Annotated in this window: 17 protein-coding genes; 5 read left to right on the forward strand and 12 right to left on the reverse strand. The window is 60.3% G+C overall.

Annotated elements, in window-relative coordinates:
• The first annotated feature begins 11 nt into the window (after nucleotides 1–11).
• The gene (locus tag M5B97_RS02045; RefSeq protein WP_003174397.1) at nucleotides 12–287 is read left to right on the forward strand and encodes a peptidylprolyl isomerase; all 276 of its coding nucleotides are present in this window, start codon (nucleotides 12–14) and stop codon (nucleotides 285–287) included.
• A 33-nt stretch (nucleotides 288–320) separates the two neighbouring features.
• Here M5B97_RS02045 and M5B97_RS02050 read toward each other — a convergent pair whose 3' ends face one another.
• The 8 genes from M5B97_RS02050 to M5B97_RS02085 all read right to left on the reverse strand — a co-directional run bounded on the left by M5B97_RS02050 (nucleotide 321) and on the right by M5B97_RS02085 (nucleotide 6,750).
• Nucleotides 321–1,229: a sugar kinase gene (locus M5B97_RS02050; RefSeq protein ID WP_248730591.1), complete on the reverse strand. Its 909-nt coding sequence runs from the start codon at nucleotides 1,227–1,229 to the stop codon at nucleotides 321–323.
• A 10-nt stretch (nucleotides 1,230–1,239) separates the two neighbouring features.
• On the reverse strand, nucleotides 1,240–2,448 hold the full coding sequence (locus tag M5B97_RS02055; RefSeq protein WP_248730592.1) for an amino acid deaminase: 1,209 nt from the start codon (nucleotides 2,446–2,448) through the stop codon (nucleotides 1,240–1,242).
• A gap of 9 nt (nucleotides 2,449–2,457) precedes the next feature.
• Entirely contained in the window at nucleotides 2,458–3,222 is a 765-nt protein-coding gene (locus M5B97_RS02060) for an IclR family transcriptional regulator (RefSeq protein ID WP_134657533.1), read from the reverse strand.
• Between the two features lie 107 nt (nucleotides 3,223–3,329).
• Nucleotides 3,330–3,719, reverse strand: a complete 390-nt coding sequence (locus M5B97_RS02065) for a RidA family protein (protein ID WP_123718653.1) — start codon at nucleotides 3,717–3,719, stop codon at nucleotides 3,330–3,332.
• A gap of 15 nt (nucleotides 3,720–3,734) precedes the next feature.
• On the reverse strand, nucleotides 3,735–4,517 hold the full coding sequence (locus tag M5B97_RS02070; RefSeq protein WP_248730593.1) for an amino acid ABC transporter ATP-binding protein: 783 nt from the start codon (nucleotides 4,515–4,517) through the stop codon (nucleotides 3,735–3,737).
• Nucleotides 4,514–5,176 (reverse strand): amino acid ABC transporter permease, encoded by a 663-nt coding sequence (locus M5B97_RS02075; RefSeq protein ID WP_248730594.1) that lies wholly within the window; start codon nucleotides 5,174–5,176, stop codon nucleotides 4,514–4,516. The genes M5B97_RS02070 and M5B97_RS02075 overlap by 4 nt, the downstream gene beginning before the upstream one ends.
• Nucleotides 5,177–5,186: 10 nt before the next feature.
• Nucleotides 5,187–5,849 carry an amino acid ABC transporter permease gene (locus M5B97_RS02080; protein WP_123718656.1) on the reverse strand — a complete coding sequence of 221 codons (663 nt, stop codon included), beginning with the start codon at nucleotides 5,847–5,849 and terminating at the stop codon, nucleotides 5,187–5,189.
• A gap of 52 nt (nucleotides 5,850–5,901) precedes the next feature.
• On the reverse strand, nucleotides 5,902–6,750 hold the full coding sequence (locus M5B97_RS02085) for a transporter substrate-binding domain-containing protein (protein WP_248730595.1): 849 nt from the start codon (nucleotides 6,748–6,750) through the stop codon (nucleotides 5,902–5,904).
• A 331-nt stretch (nucleotides 6,751–7,081) separates the two neighbouring features.
• Here M5B97_RS02085 and M5B97_RS02090 point away from each other — a divergent pair, with 331 nt between their 5' ends.
• Both M5B97_RS02090 and M5B97_RS02095 read left to right on the forward strand, forming a co-directional pair.
• Nucleotides 7,082–7,330, forward strand: a complete 249-nt coding sequence (locus M5B97_RS02090) for a hypothetical protein (protein ID WP_123718658.1) — start codon at nucleotides 7,082–7,084, stop codon at nucleotides 7,328–7,330.
• Nucleotides 7,331–7,421: 91 nt separating this feature from the next.
• Entirely contained in the window at nucleotides 7,422–7,778 is a 357-nt protein-coding gene (locus tag M5B97_RS02095; protein WP_248730596.1) for a thioredoxin family protein, read from the forward strand.
• Here the strand turns inward: M5B97_RS02095 and M5B97_RS02100 are convergent.
• Together M5B97_RS02100 and sohB are read right to left on the reverse strand one after the other, a co-directional pair.
• Nucleotides 7,735–9,303, reverse strand: coding sequence for a TerC family protein (locus M5B97_RS02100; protein ID WP_248730597.1), 1,569 nt, complete (start codon nucleotides 9,301–9,303; stop codon nucleotides 7,735–7,737). The two genes, M5B97_RS02095 and M5B97_RS02100, sit on opposite strands and share 44 nt — an antisense overlap.
• A 359-nt stretch (nucleotides 9,304–9,662) precedes the next feature.
• Complete coding sequence (gene sohB / locus M5B97_RS02105) at nucleotides 9,663–10,688, reverse strand: protease SohB (protein ID WP_123718660.1); 1,026 nt, start codon at nucleotides 10,686–10,688, stop codon at nucleotides 9,663–9,665.
• 216 nt (nucleotides 10,689–10,904) lie between these two features.
• Here sohB and M5B97_RS02110 point away from each other — a divergent pair, with 216 nt between their 5' ends.
• Nucleotides 10,905–11,615, forward strand: a complete 711-nt coding sequence (locus M5B97_RS02110; RefSeq protein ID WP_248730598.1) for a histidine phosphatase family protein — start codon at nucleotides 10,905–10,907, stop codon at nucleotides 11,613–11,615.
• Between the two features lie 55 nt (nucleotides 11,616–11,670).
• Nucleotides 11,671–11,985 carry an SCP2 sterol-binding domain-containing protein gene (locus M5B97_RS02115; RefSeq protein ID WP_027608648.1) on the forward strand — a complete coding sequence of 105 codons (315 nt, stop codon included), beginning with the start codon at nucleotides 11,671–11,673 and terminating at the stop codon, nucleotides 11,983–11,985.
• Nucleotides 11,986–12,026: 41 nt separating this feature from the next.
• On the opposite strand, the gene M5B97_RS02120 is transcribed toward M5B97_RS02115, so the two are convergent.
• Nucleotides 12,027–14,666: a glucosidase gene (locus tag M5B97_RS02120; RefSeq protein WP_248730599.1), complete on the reverse strand. Its 2,640-nt coding sequence runs from the start codon at nucleotides 14,664–14,666 to the stop codon at nucleotides 12,027–12,029.
• Nucleotides 14,667–14,799: 133 nt separating this feature from the next.
• Nucleotides 14,800–16,209 carry an OprD family outer membrane porin gene (locus M5B97_RS02125; RefSeq protein WP_123718663.1) on the reverse strand — a complete coding sequence of 470 codons (1,410 nt, stop codon included), beginning with the start codon at nucleotides 16,207–16,209 and terminating at the stop codon, nucleotides 14,800–14,802.
• Nucleotides 16,210–16,278 lie beyond the last annotated feature (69 nt).

The following is a 16,278-nucleotide window of genomic DNA, read 5'->3' on the forward strand; positions in this document are numbered from 1 at the left end:
AAGGTAACAAGATGAAAGCCCAAGCCCGTCATATCCTGGTGAAAACCAGTGAGGAAGCCGAACAGCTCAAGCAGCGCATTGCCAAGGGCGAAGCGTTTGATGTGCTGGCCAAGAAGTACTCCACCTGCCCGTCGGGCAAGCGCGGCGGTGACTTGGGCGAAGTACGGCCAGGGCAGATGGTCGGAGCGATTGATGCGGTGATCTTCAAGAAGCCGGTCAAGGTGGTTCACGGGCCGATCAAGAGCAAGTTCGGGTATCACCTGGTACAGGTGTTCTACCGCGACTGAGTGTTTGGCTCTTGATCCGCCGACGTTGACCACTCACGCAGGGATCAGTGCTCCTGGCACTTGAATCACGCGACTGGCCAACCGATGCCCAGCCAAGGCCGCCGCCTCAGGCGAACCACCCTTGAGTCGGCTGGCCAGATACGCCGCACTGAACGAATCCCCCGCGGCCGTGGTATCCACCACCGTCTCCACCTTCAACGCCGGCACGGCAAAGCGCTCACCGTCGCAACGGATCAAACACGCATCTGCGCCGCGCTTGAGCACCACCTCGGCCAGCGTCGGATACGCGGCGAACACCTGCTCACTGTCGGCATAGCCGAACAACGCACGTTCGTCATCCTCGGTCAGCAAGGCGATATCCACGTCGGCCATGACCTGGTGATACGCCGCGCGCGCCGCCTCGACACTGGCCCATAGACGCGGTCGGTAGTTGTTGTCGAAGACCACCTTGCCACCGCGTCGACGGGTGTCGACCAGGGCTCGCAGCAAGTGCCGGCGCCCGACCTCACCGAGTACCGCCAGGGTGATGCCGCTGAAATACACCACATCGTAGCCCGGCAATGCCGCCAGGATCGGCTCGGCCGCCGGCGTGGTGAAACAATCACGCACGGCGGCTTCGTTGCGCCAATACAGGAATTTACGCTCGCCCTTGGCGTCGGTCTGGATGCAGTACAAACCGGGCAGACGCCCGGGCAAGCGCTGGACCATGCCCAGGCCCACACCCTCTTGCGCCCATTGGGCACACATGGCATCGCTGAAACTGTCATCGCCCAGGGCGGTGACGTAGTCGACACTGCCGGTGTCGCCCAGCTCGCGGCGCAGGTACACCGCCGTGTTCAAGGTATCGCCACCGAAGCTCTGGTGCAGGCTGCCGTCGGCGCGGTGTTGCAGTTCGATCATGCATTCGCCGATCAGGGCGATACGTGGGGTCTGGCGGGTCATGGCTTCACACTCAGAAACGGGTTTGCAGGGACTCGACGACCTGTAACTGCTCATCCACCAGGCAGCCGACCTGCCACTTGTCGAACGTCAGGCAGGGGTGCGAAGTCCCGAACGAAATAATGTCACCGATGCGCAACTCGACTCCCGGTGCCACGCTCATGAACGCATGCTGGTCCATTACCGCCGTTACCTTGCACGCGCTCACATCATCGCCCTGTGCCGGCAAAATACCGGCCTGGTAGCGCTTGAGCGGCACCGGCAGGCCGGCGTCATAGGCCACGTCGCGCTTGCCCAGCGCGATCACCGCAAAGCCGGGCTCAGGCAACGACTGCACGTGAGCCCAGACTTCCAGGGCCGGACGCAAGCCTTCGTTGAGGTCGCTGCGACGGTCGAGCACGCAGCACTGTGCCTCTTTGTAGATGCCGTGGTCATGGGCCACATAGCTGCCCGGACGCAATACGCTGAGGAAACGACCTGCGGCGTTCTGGGTTTCGAAAGACTCGGCGATCAGGTCGTACCAGGCCGAACCGGAAGCCGTCACGATAGGCTTGGGCAGGTCGAAAAAACCGTTGTCCTGCAGGTCCACCGCCAAACGCACCAGGCTGCCGGCGAACTCGCGGATGCCGCTGATAGCGTGCTCGCCGTGGATCACGCCTTCGTAACCTTCGATACCGGTTAGTGCCAGCGCCGGTTGGGCCTTGATCGCCTTGGCCAGGTCACGTACTTGCTGCTCGCTGCGGCAACCGCAACGGCCGCCGACCACGCCGTACTCGATCATCACGTTCAGGCGCAGACCGCGCGCGGCGAAGAACAGGCCCAGGTCGGCGACACTGTCCGGATGATCGACCATGCAGTGGAAGTCGAAATCCTTATCGGCCAACAGGTCGGCGATCAGCGCCATGTTCGGCGCGCCCACCAGTTGGTTGGCCATCAACACACGACGCACGCCACCGGCATAGGCGGCACGGGTTTGCACGGCGCTGGCCAGGGTGATGCCCCAGGCGCCTGCCTCGATCTGGCGCTGGAACAGCGCGGGCATCATGCTGGTTTTGCCATGGGGCGCGAGCTCGGCGCCGCTGTTGCTGACAAACGCCTGCATCCAGCGGATGTTGTGCGCCAGGGCGTCGCGATGCAGCACCAGGGCCGGCAGGCTAACGTCACGGACCAGGTGGGCACCCACCGCGGCGGCGCCCTTTTCAACAGCGTTGATGGCAGACATGAAATGCTCCTATTCGTTGATGCGACGGGCCAGGTTGTTGGCGCTTTCGATCAGCACCCGGCGATAGTCGTTGTAATGGGTGATGGCATCGGCACGCGGTGCGACGATGCACAACGTCGCGATACTGACGCCCTGCGCGTCCCTGACCGGGGCGGCAAAGCAGTGCGTAAAGGTGTCGGCGACACTATCGAAAGAAAAGAAACCGTCGAGGGTGGCCTGACGGATTTGTGCCAGGAACGTCTCCAGCGGCAGGCGCTGGCCGTCCGGCAGGATGAAGTCGTCGTGGTCGATCAAGTCGATGATCTGCTGGTCGCTCAGGTGCCCGAGCAACAGGCGCCCGGACGCGGTCCATGGAATCGGCGCGTTTTCCCCGATATCCGATGAAATACGAAAATGCCGCTCGCCTTCGCGCATCAGCGCCACGGTGTATTTGCGCCCGTTGAGCAGGCACATCTGCGCAGTTTCATGGGTCTGCCTGACGATCTCCTGCAAGGCATGGTCAGCCTCGCGGGTCAGGTCAAAATGACGCAGGTGCGCCTGGCCGAGAAAATACAGCTGGCGACCCAGGTAGACGTGCCCATCCTTGCCCACGGTCTCCAGGATGCGCCGCTCAAGCAAGGACGCGACCAACTCGTAGACGGTGGACTTGGGGCTGCCGATGCCGTTGGCAATATCATTCGGACGCAGGGGCTGGCCGACTTCCTTGAGAAAATCGAGGATATCGAATGCACGGTCCAGGCCTTTGGCGCGGCGTTTGATGGTGTCTTCGGTCATGGCGGTAATCGGTCCCGATAAAGATGTTGCTATCAACACAGTTCCCCGTGGGAGGGGGCTTGCTCCCTCCCACGTTGGATTTACGGTGTTCTTTAGAGTCGGGGCATTTAGCCTTTTTTCTTGTACGCCACGCAATCGATCTCGACCTTGCAGTCGACCATCATGTTGGCCTGCACACAGGCACGCGCCGGAGCGTGTTCCGGGGTGAAGTACTCGCCGAATACCTTGTTGAAACTCCAGAAGTCGCGCGGGTCTTCCAGCCATACGCCAACCCGCACCACATCCTTGAGCTCGTAACCGGCCTCCTCAAGAATTGCCACCACGTTGCGCATCGTCTGGCGGGTCTGTTCGACGATGCCGCCTGTGATGATTTCACCGTCCACCGCCGGCACCTGGCCCGAGACGTAGAGCCAGCCGTCCGCTTCCACCGCACGCGCAAAAGGACGTGGCTGGCCGCCGCCGGCGGTGCTGCCGGTGCCGTAACGAGTAATGCTCATAAAAATAACTCCTGATTAAAAACGGATGTTCTTCAAAAATTCGGCCAGACGCGGCGACTGCGGGCGTTCAAAGATGTCCTTCGACGACCCCTGTTCCTCTATGCGGCCCTGGTTCATGAATACGATCTTGTCGGACACTTCATAGGCGAAGCGCATTTCGTGGGTGACCAGCAACATGGTCATGCCCTCTTCCGCCAAGCCCTTGATCACGCTGAGCACCTCACCGACCAGCTCCGGGTCGAGGGCCGAGGTGACTTCATCGAACAACATCAGGCTGGGGTTCATGGCAATCGCGCGGGCAATCGCCACCCGCTGCTGCTGGCCGCCCGACAATTGTCCGGGGAAGTGGTTGCGCCGTTCCAGCAGGCCGACGCGGTCCAGCCATTTTTCGGCCAGGGCCACGGCTTCGTCCTTGCCCATCTTCTTGACCTTGAGCAGGCCAAGGGTGACGTTCTGCAACGCCGTCAGGTGCGGGAAAAGGTTGAATTGCTGGAACGCCATGCCGGTCATCGCACGGTGCCGGGCGATGACGCGCTCGGGGTGGCGCACACGCTTGCCGGCGATTTCGCTGTAGCCGATGGACTCGCCGTCCAGGGTGATCTGCCCGCCCTGGAACTCTTCCAGCAGGTTGACGCAGCGCAACAGCGTGGTCTTGCCCGAACCGCTGGAGCCGATCAACGTCACCACGTTACCGCGCTGCATGGACAGGTCGACGCCCTTGAGCACCTCCACCTGGCCGTATTGTTTGCGCAGGCCACGAATGTCCAGCAGCGGTTGGTTGGTTTGAGGTTGGTTCATGGCAAGGCCACCCGCTTTTCAATGTAGCGCCCGAATAACTCGATGGCGTAGTTGATGACAAAGAACAGAAATCCCGCGAACAGGTAGAACTCCAGGGTCATGAAGGTGCGTGCGATGACCTGCTGGGTGCTGAGCAGCAACTCGGCCACGCCGATCACCGACAGCAAGGTCGAGGCCTTGACGATTTCCGTGGAGGAATTGACCCAGGTCGGCAGGATCTGGCGCAGCGCCTGAGGTAGCAGCACGTAGCCCAGGGACTGGTAGAACGTCAGGCCGATCGCCTTGCCCGCTTCCAGTTGCCCACGAGGAATGGCTTGCAGCGCGCCGCGCACGATTTCCGAGACGTGAGAGCCGCAAAACAGCGTCAGCCCGACCGCACCGGCCTGGAACGCGGTGATTTGCCAGCCGAGGGCCGGCAGCATGTAGAAACACGCCAGCACCAGCACGAACACCGGCGTACCGCGGATCAGGTCGACATACAGACGAAACGGCGCACGCATCCAGAACTTGCCGTAGGTCAGGACCAACCCGGCGACGATGCCGATCAGCGTGCCGAAAATAATCGCCAGCGCCGAGCAATACACGCTGGTTTCAAACCCCGCCCAGAGGGTGTCCCGGGCGATCCACAACTCATGCAACCAGCTGGGAGACTCGTACATGGAAACCTCCTTAACGACGGATCGCCAGACGCTGTTCCAGATAACGGAGCAGCATGGCAATGAGGTAACAGGCCGCCACGTAGAGCGCGGTCGTGACCAGCCAGGTTTCGATCACCCGGTAGCTTTCGACGTTGATCTTGCGGGCGTAGTAAGTCAGCTCGGGCACCGCGATGGCGGCGGCGAGCGAGGTGTCCTTGAACAGCGAAATGAAGTTATTCGACAGCGCCGGCAGCACGTTACGCAGCATTACCGGAACAGTGATGTACGCACGGATGCGCCACTCACCCAGACCAATAGCCAACCCGGCTTCACGCAAGCCTTTGGGAATATTCAACAACCCCGCGCGAAAAACTTCGGTGAGGTAGGCACCTGCGTACAACGACAGCGTGATGATGAAGGACGGGATTTTATCCAGGCGTATCCCGAGCGTGGGCAATGCAAAGTAGATCAACAGGATCAGCACGAGGATCGGCGTATTGCGAATCACCGTGACGTACACCGAGGCGAAGATACGCAACGCACGGTGTCGGGACAGCATGGCAAACGCCATCATCAGGCCGATCACGCAGCCGATGGCGATCGACAGCAGCGCCAGCTCGAGGCCCAGGCCGAGTCCCGCCAGCAAGCTGGGGAAGTCGCGCCACACGGCGGCAAAGTTCAACTGATAGTTCATGGTCGGCAGTACCTGAAACGGGGCACCGTGGACGGCACCCCCGGTTTACACATCACTTGAATTCAACAGGGAAACCAATCGCCGGCTCTGGCAGGTCTACGCCGAACCACTGCTTGAACGAGGCTTTGTAGGCCGGGAACTCCACGCCGGTCATGGCCTCATGCAGCGCGGTGTTGACGAAGTTCAGCCAGTCCTGGTCGCCACGCTTGACGGCGCACGCATAGGTTTGCGGGCTCCAGGCGTAGGCCGGGCTGCGATAACGACCCGGGTTCTGCACCATCAGGTACTTGACCGAAGACTGGTCGGTGGCGGCGGCATCGGCGCGACCGGAGTTCACGGCCTGGTACATCAGGTCGACGCTGTCGTACTGGTCGACCTTGGCCTTGGGCAGTGCCTGGTGCACCAGCTCTTCGGCATACACGTTTTGCAGCACGGCGACGGTGACGCCGTCGCCGGCGGCCTGTAGGTCTTCGATCTCTTTGTACTTGCTGTTGTTGGGCAACAGCAGGCCCACGCCCTCGCGGTAGTACGGCAAGGTGAAGGCAACCTGTTGTGCACGGCTGGCGGTGACGGTGATGAACTGGCAACTCATATCGACCTTGTCGGTCAGCAGATTGGGAATGCGGGCGTCGGACGACTGCACCACAAACTCAACCTTGCTCGGGTCGTTGAACAATCCCTTGGCCACAATGCGGCCGATGTCGATATCAAAACCTTGCAACTTGCCATCCGCTCCCTGGAAGTGCCACGGCGCATTGGTACTGCCTGTACCCACGATGAGATGCCCACGCTTGAGCACCCCATCGAGCTTGCTGTCCGCCGCCTGCACTTGGCTTGCGAGGGAAGCCGATGCGGCGAAGAGAAAAACACACGCTTTGAACACGGAAGGTCGGTGATGCATGACAAGCACTCCAGGGGTTGTGTATTCCGCTATACCGGAACTTGGTTTGTAACAACGGAATAGACAGCAGAAAGTGTGCCATACGCGATAACAGAAACCTATGATCGGGATAAATCCTTTATAAATCAGAGCGCTGGTTGAATAGCGATAGAAGGCGTTGCGCCAGCACCCAGGATCTTCTTGCTACCCAATGCCCCACAACGCAGTGATTGCTCCAACCGAGTGCGTCACAAGCGTGTTACCGCGCACCCTTCGAGTGCGCCCACACCGGTGCAAAAAAACCTGCGCTGGACTAGCCTTGGCAGATTCCCGCCCCACAAGGACCGCAGTGATGAAGCTCAGCCTTATTCTGGTTCTGCTCAGCTTTCTGGCCGCTGGCAGCGTTTCAGCCGCCAGCGACCGCCACGAATGCACGCAAGAACTGCAAAAACTCAAGGAAGCCTTCGACACCAACTACACCAGCCAGAACCACCACGGCTATCGCAAGGCAAAGGCCTCTCGGGACAATGAGGAATACCGCAAATGTGCGAGCCAGGCCCGCAAGGAACGCGAGCGACTGGAGCGCGACCGCGACGTGTGAGGCGCAGGTACCTGTGAAGGTTGACAGTAGACGCGGCAAATCCCTCGGCTTAGCGTTGGTCCGAAAACCATCCGCCGACAGGGACATCATCATGGGAATCGCTAAAGGCGTCATTCGCAGTAATGAGGAGTATCAATCGGTACTGGCCGCGAACCGCACGGTGTTCCTGCTGTTTGTCTCAGAGACTTGCCCGGCGTGCTCGAGCGCCGTGCAGCTTTTTGAGCCCATCGCCAAAGCGTATGAGCGCAGGGTGAAGAGCCTGGTGCTTGATACGGCAACCACCCCCCGGCTTGAGCAGGTGACGGGTACCCCGACCCTGGTCACTCATGTGGATGGCAAGATCAAGGAAGTCGTCAAGGGGTTTGGCCCCTGGGAAACCCAGGAGCAAACCATCGAAGCGATATTCAGCCGCTATGCCCAACCAGGGGTATCAGGCGAACCTGCGTAACCCGGCGCTCCTCCACCGCCGCCACCGTCAAGCGCCAGCCTGCATGCTCCAGGCTGTCCCCCACCGCCGGCAAGCGGTCGAGCAGGCTCATCATCAGCCCGGCCAGGGTCTGATAATCCTCGGTCGCCACGGCATTGAAGCCGGTGCGCTGACGCACCTGGCTGAGGGTCAGCGCGCCATTGGCCCGAAAGCTATCACCTTCCTCGACGATGTCCGGCCCTTCGATTTCGCTGGCATCGGGCAATTCGCCGGCAATGGACTCCAGAATGTCGGTCATGCTCAACACCCCCATGAAATCGCCGAATTCGTTGATCACGAAGGCAATGTGGGTCGATTCCTGACGCATCTGCTCCAGGGCGTTGAGGATCGAAAAACTCTCCAGCAAGTTGATCGCACGGCGTGCCAGGTGCTCAAGGTCAGGTTGGTTGCCGGCCAGGTATTCTTTGAGCAACTCCTTCTTGTGCACAAAGCCCAGCGGTTCATCCACAGCACCGTGGCGGATCAACGGCAAGCGCGAGTAGGACGAATGCATCAATTTCAGGCGCGTTGTGTCGGGATCATCCGCCAGGTCGATACAGTCGACCTTGGCCCGAGGCGTCATCAACGTGCGGATCGGCCGCTCGGCCAGTTGCAGCACACCGCTGATCATCACGCGCTCGCGTCGGTCAAACAACGGACCTTGGGTAGCGTCCGGCTCCCCCAACAAATCAGCCACATCGTCATCCATGCCTTCTACGGCCAGGCTGCGGCCACCCAACAAGCGCATGACCGCATGGGCGGTACGCTGACGAACCGGCAGCGTACCTTGCGCCGACTTCTTGCGACGGGCACGGGCAATCTGGTTGAACAGTTCGATCAGGATCGAGAAACCGATCGCCGCATACAGGTAACCTTTCGGAATATGGAAGCCCAAACCCTCGGCCGTCAGGGCAAACCCAATCATCATCAAGAAGCCCAGGCACAACATGATCACGGTGGGGTGCGTGTTGACGAAGCGGGTCAGCGGTTTGCTCGCGACAATCATCAGCCCGATGGACACGATCACCGCGATCATCATCACGGCCAATTCGTCAACCATGCCCACGGCGGTAATCACCGCGTCGAGGGAGAACACCGCGTCGAGCACCACAATCTGCGCCACGATCGGCCAGAACATCGCATAGGCGGCATTGCCCGTGCGCTGGGCCACATGGCCTTCCAGGCGTTCGTGCAATTCCATGGTGGCCTTGAACAACAGGAACACGCCTCCCAACAGCATGATCAGGTCACGACCCGAGAAGCTCTTGCCGAACACCTCGAACAGCGGCTGGGTGAGCGTCACCAACCAGGAAATACTCGCCAGCAAGCCCAAGCGCATCAGCAACGCCAGGGACAGGCCAATCAACCGTGCGCGGTCGCGTTGCTCCGGCGGCAGCTTGTCGGCCAGGATCGCGATAAACACCAGGTTGTCGATACCCAGCACCAGTTCCAGCACAATCAACGTCAACAGGCCGAGCCAGGCCGTGGGGTCAGCTAACCATTCCATTTACAGAGTCTCTCGAGCATGTTCAGAAAGCCGGGCACGGCAGGACGCGGTCGATGGACCGGGCAAGGTCAGCAGGCGGAATACGGGGTGCTTCAGCGGGAACAGCGGCAGCGGTTGTCTTGGGGAAAGACGACTGGGGGGCTCCGAGAGGGTGTTCATGCAAGTCCTGAAATAACAAAAGGACTTGAATCGTACATTCGGAGCGCAAAATTCCTACAACGCAAAACTATTACAAGATCTGTAATGGCGGCTCAGCGGCAACCATGACGACGCTTCGCAGCCCTGTAACGCAATCACCACCCACCCAATGAGGGAGCAGACTTGCCCCCTCAATGTACCGCCTGCAGGCTCAGAACACGTTACCAGAACCGCTGCTGGGTCAACCGGTTCCACCAGGTCAGCAGCACCCGGTCTACCGAGCCGCTGGCCGCCAGGCCCACACGTTCCTGCAGGCTTTTACGCTCGGCATAGTGCAAATGGAACACCTCGGCGGTCTTGGCCTTGGTAGCCAGGTATTCGTCACTGGTCTGCAGCTCATCGACCAGTTGCTTGTCGAGGGCGGCGACACCCAACCACACTTCTCCGGTCGCCACTTCATCAATCGCCAGCTGTGGGCGGTAACGCGAAACGAAGTTCTTGAACAACTGATGGGTAATGTCCAGGTCTTCCTGGAACTTCTCGCGACCCTTTTCGGTGTTTTCGCCAAACACCGTCAAGGTGCGCTTGTACTCGCCGGCCGTCAGCACTTCAAAGTCGATATCGTGCTTCTTGAGCAGGCGGTTGACGTTGGGTAATTGCGCCACCACCCCGATGGAGCCCAGGATGGCGAAGGGTGCACTGATGATCTTCTCGCCGATGCACGCCATCATGTAGCCGCCGCTGGCCGCAACCTTGTCGATACACACGGTCAACGGCACGCCCGCCTGACGAATACGCGCCAATTGCGACGATGCCAGACCATAGCTGTGCACCATGCCGCCACCGCTTTCCAGGCGCAGCACCACTTCGTCCTTGGGCGTGGCCAGGCTCAGCAGCGCAGTGATTTCATTGCGCAGGCTCTCGGTGGCCGAGGCTTTGATATCGCCGTCGAAATCCAGCACAAACACCCGCGGCTTGGCCTCGGGCTTTTTCTTGCTGTTTTTCTTTTCGGTTTTGCTTTCGGATTTGCGCAGGGCCTTGAGCTGGTCTTTGTCGAGCACGCTCGACTCCAGGCGCTCGCGCAAACCCTTGTAGAAATCGTTGAGTTTGCTGACCTGTAATTGGCCGGCAGACTTGCGACGGCCTTTGCTGCGCAGGGCCGCAAAACTGATCAGTACCACCAGAATAGCGACCACCAGGGTGACGGTCTTTGCCAGGAAACTCGCGTATTCAGCCAGAAAATCCATGTCGCTCCTTCAAGGACAATTATCAAGGACGATTAATTGAATGTGCGCCAAGCGCAGATGCCCCCAGCATACCGACGGCACCGCCTTCGGGCCAGTGCTCAAACCGCCAGCAATGGCCCTCTAACGCACTTTTAAAACAAGCGTATGTTTTTTCATTGACAGCTCGCAGGCATCCTCATAACCTCGCCAGACTTTCAACGTACCGGGAAAACGGACGTGGGCAGCATCTACCTGATTCGACATGGCCAAGCCTCCTTCGGTGCAGACGACTACGACGTCCTGTCGCCCGTCGGGGTGGAACAAGCTCAAGTGCTCGGTCGTCACCTGGCCGACCTGGGCCTGGCCTTCGACCGCTGCATCGCCGGCGACCTGCGTCGCCAGCAGCACACCGCCCGCGCCACCTTCGAACAGTACGACGCCCTCGGCCTGCCGGTGCCGGCGCTTGAAATCGACAGCGCCTTCAACGAATTCGACGCCGACGCAATCATCCGCGCCCTGCTTCCCGATCTTCTCGACGCCGAACCCCACGCCCTCGACATCCTGCGCAATGCCGCGCAGAACCGCGGTGAATTCCAGCGCATCTTCGCGTTGATCATCGAACGTTGGCTGGCCGGCACCTACGACCCACCGGGGCTGGAAAGCTGGCTGGGATTTGTCGAGCGCGTCCAGGGTGGGCTGCAGCGCATCCTTGAAGCAGCCGACAACACTCACAAGATCGCCGTGTTTACCTCCGGCGGCACCATCACCGCCCTGCTCCACCTGATTACCCGAATGCCTGCCGCCCAGGCCTTCGAATTGAACTGGCAAATTGTTAACACCTCGCTCAACCAGCTGAAATTCCGCGGTCGCGAGGTGGCACTGGCTTCCTTCAACAGTCATACCCACTTGCAATTGTTGAAGGCGCCGCAGCTCATCACTTTCCGATGAACTGCGGCCAACCGTGACCCCAAGGTCACTGGACTCACCCTAAAGGATCGAAACCATGACTGACGTAGCTAAAGCCGTAGAAGCAATGAAGGCCAAATTCAACCCAGCTGCCGCCGACGGCCTGGACCTGGTGTTCGGTTTCCGTATCGACGACACCCAGAACTTCTCGCTGGTGGTTAAAAACAACACCTGCGAACTGCTGGAAGGCGAAAACCCAGACGCCCAAGTGACCCTGGTCATGGACGGCGACACCATGAAAGGCATCGTCAGCGGCGAGACCGACGGCATGCAGGCATTCATGGGCGGCAAACTGCGCACTGAAGGCGACATGATGCTGGCCATGAAGCTGAGCGAACTGTTCCCTTCCTGAGTGCACTGAAGCGCTATTGTGGGAGGCCCCCCCTCCCACATTCAGCCGGTGTTCGGCTGCAGCAGCAACGCCACCAACGCACTCCATCCCGTCTGATGGGATGCGCCCAACCCCCGCCCCGTTTCTCCATGAAAATACTCATGGAACAACACCAGATCCCGGCTGGCCGGATCTGCCTCCAGCTGCGCATACCCCGCCATCGACGGCCGCAGGCCATTTTCATCCTTCAGGAACAGACGGGTCAGGCGCTGACTCAGGCTGTCGGCTACTTCATTCAGGGATGACAGGTAACCACTTCCCGTCGGGTACTCCACCGAGAAGTTATCCGCGTAGTAGCGATGAAACTCGCGCAGCGACTCAATCAACATGTAGTTCACCGGCATCCACAACGGCCCGCGCCAATTGGAGTTGCCGCCGTAAAGGCGTGAATCGGATTCGCCGGGCTGGTAGCGCGCGCAAAGGGTGTCGCCATTCATCTTCAGCGCCAGCGGCTGTTCGGCAAATGCCTTGGACAGGGAGCGCACACCAAACGCCGCGAGGAACTCAGCGTCATCGAGCATGCGTCGCAACAGATCCTTGGTGCGTTCCCCACGCAACAACGCCAGCAACAAGCGGTTGCCCTGCCCCGGTTCATTCCAGCGTGACACCAGCCTGGCCAGGTCCGGCCGGTGCTTCATGAACCCCAGCAAGCGCTCGCGCAAACCTTGCAAGCCTTCATGCTCACGCTGCTCCAGTACCAGCACCGCAAACAGCGGCATCAAGCCGACGATGGAGCGCAGGCGTACCGGTTCGTTCTGGCCGTCGGGGCGGTGCAGCACGTCGTAGAAAAACTGGTCCTGCTCATCCCACAAGCCTTCGGCGCTGTCGTCGACGCGGTTGATCGCGCCGGCGATATACAGGAAGTGCTCGAAAAACTTCACGGCGATGTCCACGTACACCACATTGCGCTTGGCCAACTCCAGACCGATGCGCATCAGGTCCAAGGCATAGGCGGCCACCCAGGCCGTACCGTCGGCCTGGTCCAATTGGTAACCCGGCGGCAGTGCAGCGGAGCGGTCGAACAAGGCGATGTTGTCCAGGCCGAGGAATCCACCCTGGAACAGGTTGCGCCCCTCGGCGTCCTTGCGGTTGACCCACCAGGAAAAATTCAACAGGAGCTTGTGGAAAATCCGCTCGAGAAAGTCCATGTCGCCCACGCCGGTCAACGCTTTTTCCTGCTGATACACCCGCCAACTGGCCCATGCGTGCACCGGCGGGTTGGCGTCGTCGAAGCGCCACTCATAGGCAGGCAATTGGCCGTTGGGGTGCATGAAGCGGTCTTTCACCAACAGCAGCAGCTGTTGCTTGGCGTACCCAGGGTCGATCAGCGCGATCGCCACCGCCTGGAAGCCTTGGTCCCAGGAGGCGTACCACGGGTATTCCCAGGTGTCGGGCATGGACAGGATGTCGAAGTTGGACAGGTGCCGCCAATGAGTATTGCGGATATGCAGGCGCTCGGGCGGCGGCGCGGGTTGGGCCGGGTCACCGTCGAGCCATTGGTTCACGTCGAAATAGTAGAGCTGTTTGGACCACAGCAGACCGGCCAGGGCCTGGCGTTGCACATTACGCGCATCCTCATCGGCGATGCCGCGCTGCAAGGCCCTATAGAAGTCATCAGCCTCCTGACGACGCTGTTCGAAGAGCTTGCGCGCATTGACCTCGGGCGCGTCGGTGGGGGCAAAACGCAGGTACAGGACCTTGCTTTCCAGACCCGCTAACTCGAGGACAAATCGCGCCGCGACTTTGGTCCCGCTGTCACGGCGAATCGCCGATTGCAGCGCACCCACCACGTAATCGTTGATGCCATCCTTGAACGGCCCCGAGGCCGCCAGCCCATCCAGCTTGGGGTAGTTGGTCTCGTTTTCGCAGAACAACCATTCCACGCCCTCCTGGCCCCAGGCGCTGAGGTGGCGATCGGGCAGCTCGCGGTGACAAGCCAGCACCTGCTCACCGGTCAGGGTCAGTCGTGGCTTGGGTGCATCCTCGGTCCAGCTCCAGTCATTGCGCGCCCAGAGCTGGGGCAACACCTGCAAGTGCGTCGGCTGGTCCGAACGGTTGTGTACCGTGACGCGCATGAAGATATCGTCGGATTGGTGCTTGGCGTATTCGACACTGACGTCACAGTAGCGGTTGTCTTCGAACACGCCGGTATCGAGCACTTCGTACTCGGCATCTTCCAAACCGCGCCGGGCGTTTTCGCTGATCAGATCGTCGTAAGGAAAGGCCCCGTGGGGGTATTTGTAGAGCATGCGCATATAGGCATGGCTCGGCACGCCGTCGACGAAGAAGTACAGTTCCTTGACGTCTTCACCGTGGTTGCCCTCGGCATTGTTCAGGCCGAACAGGCGCTCCTTGATGATCGCGTCCCGCTCGTTCCACAGGGCCAGGCCCAGGCACCAGCGTTGCGCCTTGTCGCTGAAACCGGCCAGGCCATCTTCGCCCCAGCGATAGGCACGACTGCGGGCATGCTCGTGGGGAAAGTAGGCCCAGGCATCACCGTCGGCGCTGTAGTCTTCACGCACAGTGCCCCATTGGCGCTCACTGAGATAAGGGCCCCATTCGCGCCAACGCTCGGCATCCGGGGTCGCCAGGCGCTGGCCTTCCAGGGTTTCAAGGATGTGGGGTGCGGGCATGGCCGTCATTGAATCCTCCATCACTGACACAGTGAGGGGCAGTGTAGAGCCCAGCCGCGCCCGGATGCACATGAAGTCTGGTTTTATGACCGCCAAAAAAAGAGGCCGCTTATCAAGCGGCCTCTGTTTTCCCAGCGCGTTCTTAGAAGATCGCGTACGTATAGTTGAAGATCAGCCGCGTCTGGTCCTGATCCGGGGTACCGGTGTTGTGGCCGTGGTAAGTACCGGTGCGCAAGGTGGTGCCAAAGCCTTTCAGCGGGCCTTCCTGTACCACGTAGTCAAGGCGCAGGTCCGTTTCGTTTTCCTTCTGGTCGGCGCCGCCGGCGACTTTGGACTTGATGCCAGTACCGTCCAGATAAGCCACGGACGCTTTCAGGCCAGGCACGAGGGCCTTGAAGTCATAGGAGTACTGACCGAAGTTGACCTGCTCGCCGGCACGGGAAAACTGGCCGACCACGGCGTCGGTGAACAGGTAGAAGTCGCTGCCGCCCGCGCCCTGTGGGTTCGGGTCGGCGATGCTGCCCTGGTTGACCCAGACAAAGCCACCATCATCGCTCACGCCAATGTGGCCGAGCATCAGGCTGCTGCCGCCCAACTGGTAGGTGAACGCGGCGCTGTAGGTTTTGTTGTCCACTTCGCCGGCGTGCCTGGCGTAGCCGCCATTGTTGTTGAACGCGTAGCCGGCCTCACCGTTCTTGCCGTCGCTGCTGCTGTCGAAATAGCGCAGGTCAGTCTTGAACGATTGATCGTTGCCAATGGGCAGCACGTGGACCAGACCGAAATAGTTCTGTTTGTAGAAGTTTTCCAGGTTGGCGTAGTAGTACTGCAACGTCAGGTTTTTAGCGATGGCGTTATCGGAGGAGCCAAACGGCTTGTAGTCAAACCCGCCGAATTTGAAGCTGTCACTGTCACGCGTGCCACCGGCCACGCTCAGGCCGGTGGAGTTGCTCGACGCCCGCCCCTCGGCCTTGTTCAACTCACCGGCGGTGATGCTCACGTTCGGGATATCGTTGGAGGTGAGGATACCGCCGTCAAAGGTCTGCGGCGCCACGCGACTGTCGTTGGAGACCAGGATAGGCAACACCGGCGCCAAGCCGCCACCCACATGCAACTCGGTCTGGGAAATGCGGAACTTCACATTGCCCGCGGCACGACTGAAGGCGTCGGCCGGTTCGGTACCGTTGTTCTTGGTTGGGAAAAAGCTGTTGCCGTTACCCGCCAGGCCTGGGCCCGCGGCGTGGCCATCGCCACCGTCCAGGCGCAACGCGCCGAAGGCCATCACGTCGAAACCGACGCCGAGAGTGCCTTGCGTGTAGCCGGATTTGTAGTCAAAACGCAGTAATGTCGCGGCTTCGCGCAGATCGTTGCTGGTCCCCGAGCGGTTATCGGCGCTGTAGTACATGGTCCGCGAGCTGACGGACGCATGGCTGTCTTCAAGGAAGCCACTGTGCCCGTTGCCTGTACCCAGAGAGCCAAGACCAAAATCATCGGCGCTCGCTTGCTGTGCCAGCAACGCGGCGGTGATGGATAACGCCAGTGTAGAAATTTTCATGAATGATGGCCCCTAAATCTATTTTTAATTATCCGGCGTGCAGAACAGCTTTCATCCCTACAAACGTGA

Origin of the sequence: Pseudomonas sp. MWU13-2517 (genome assembly GCF_023242545.1) — a bacterium.
Classification (GTDB): Bacteria; Pseudomonadota; Gammaproteobacteria; order Pseudomonadales; family Pseudomonadaceae; genus Aquipseudomonas.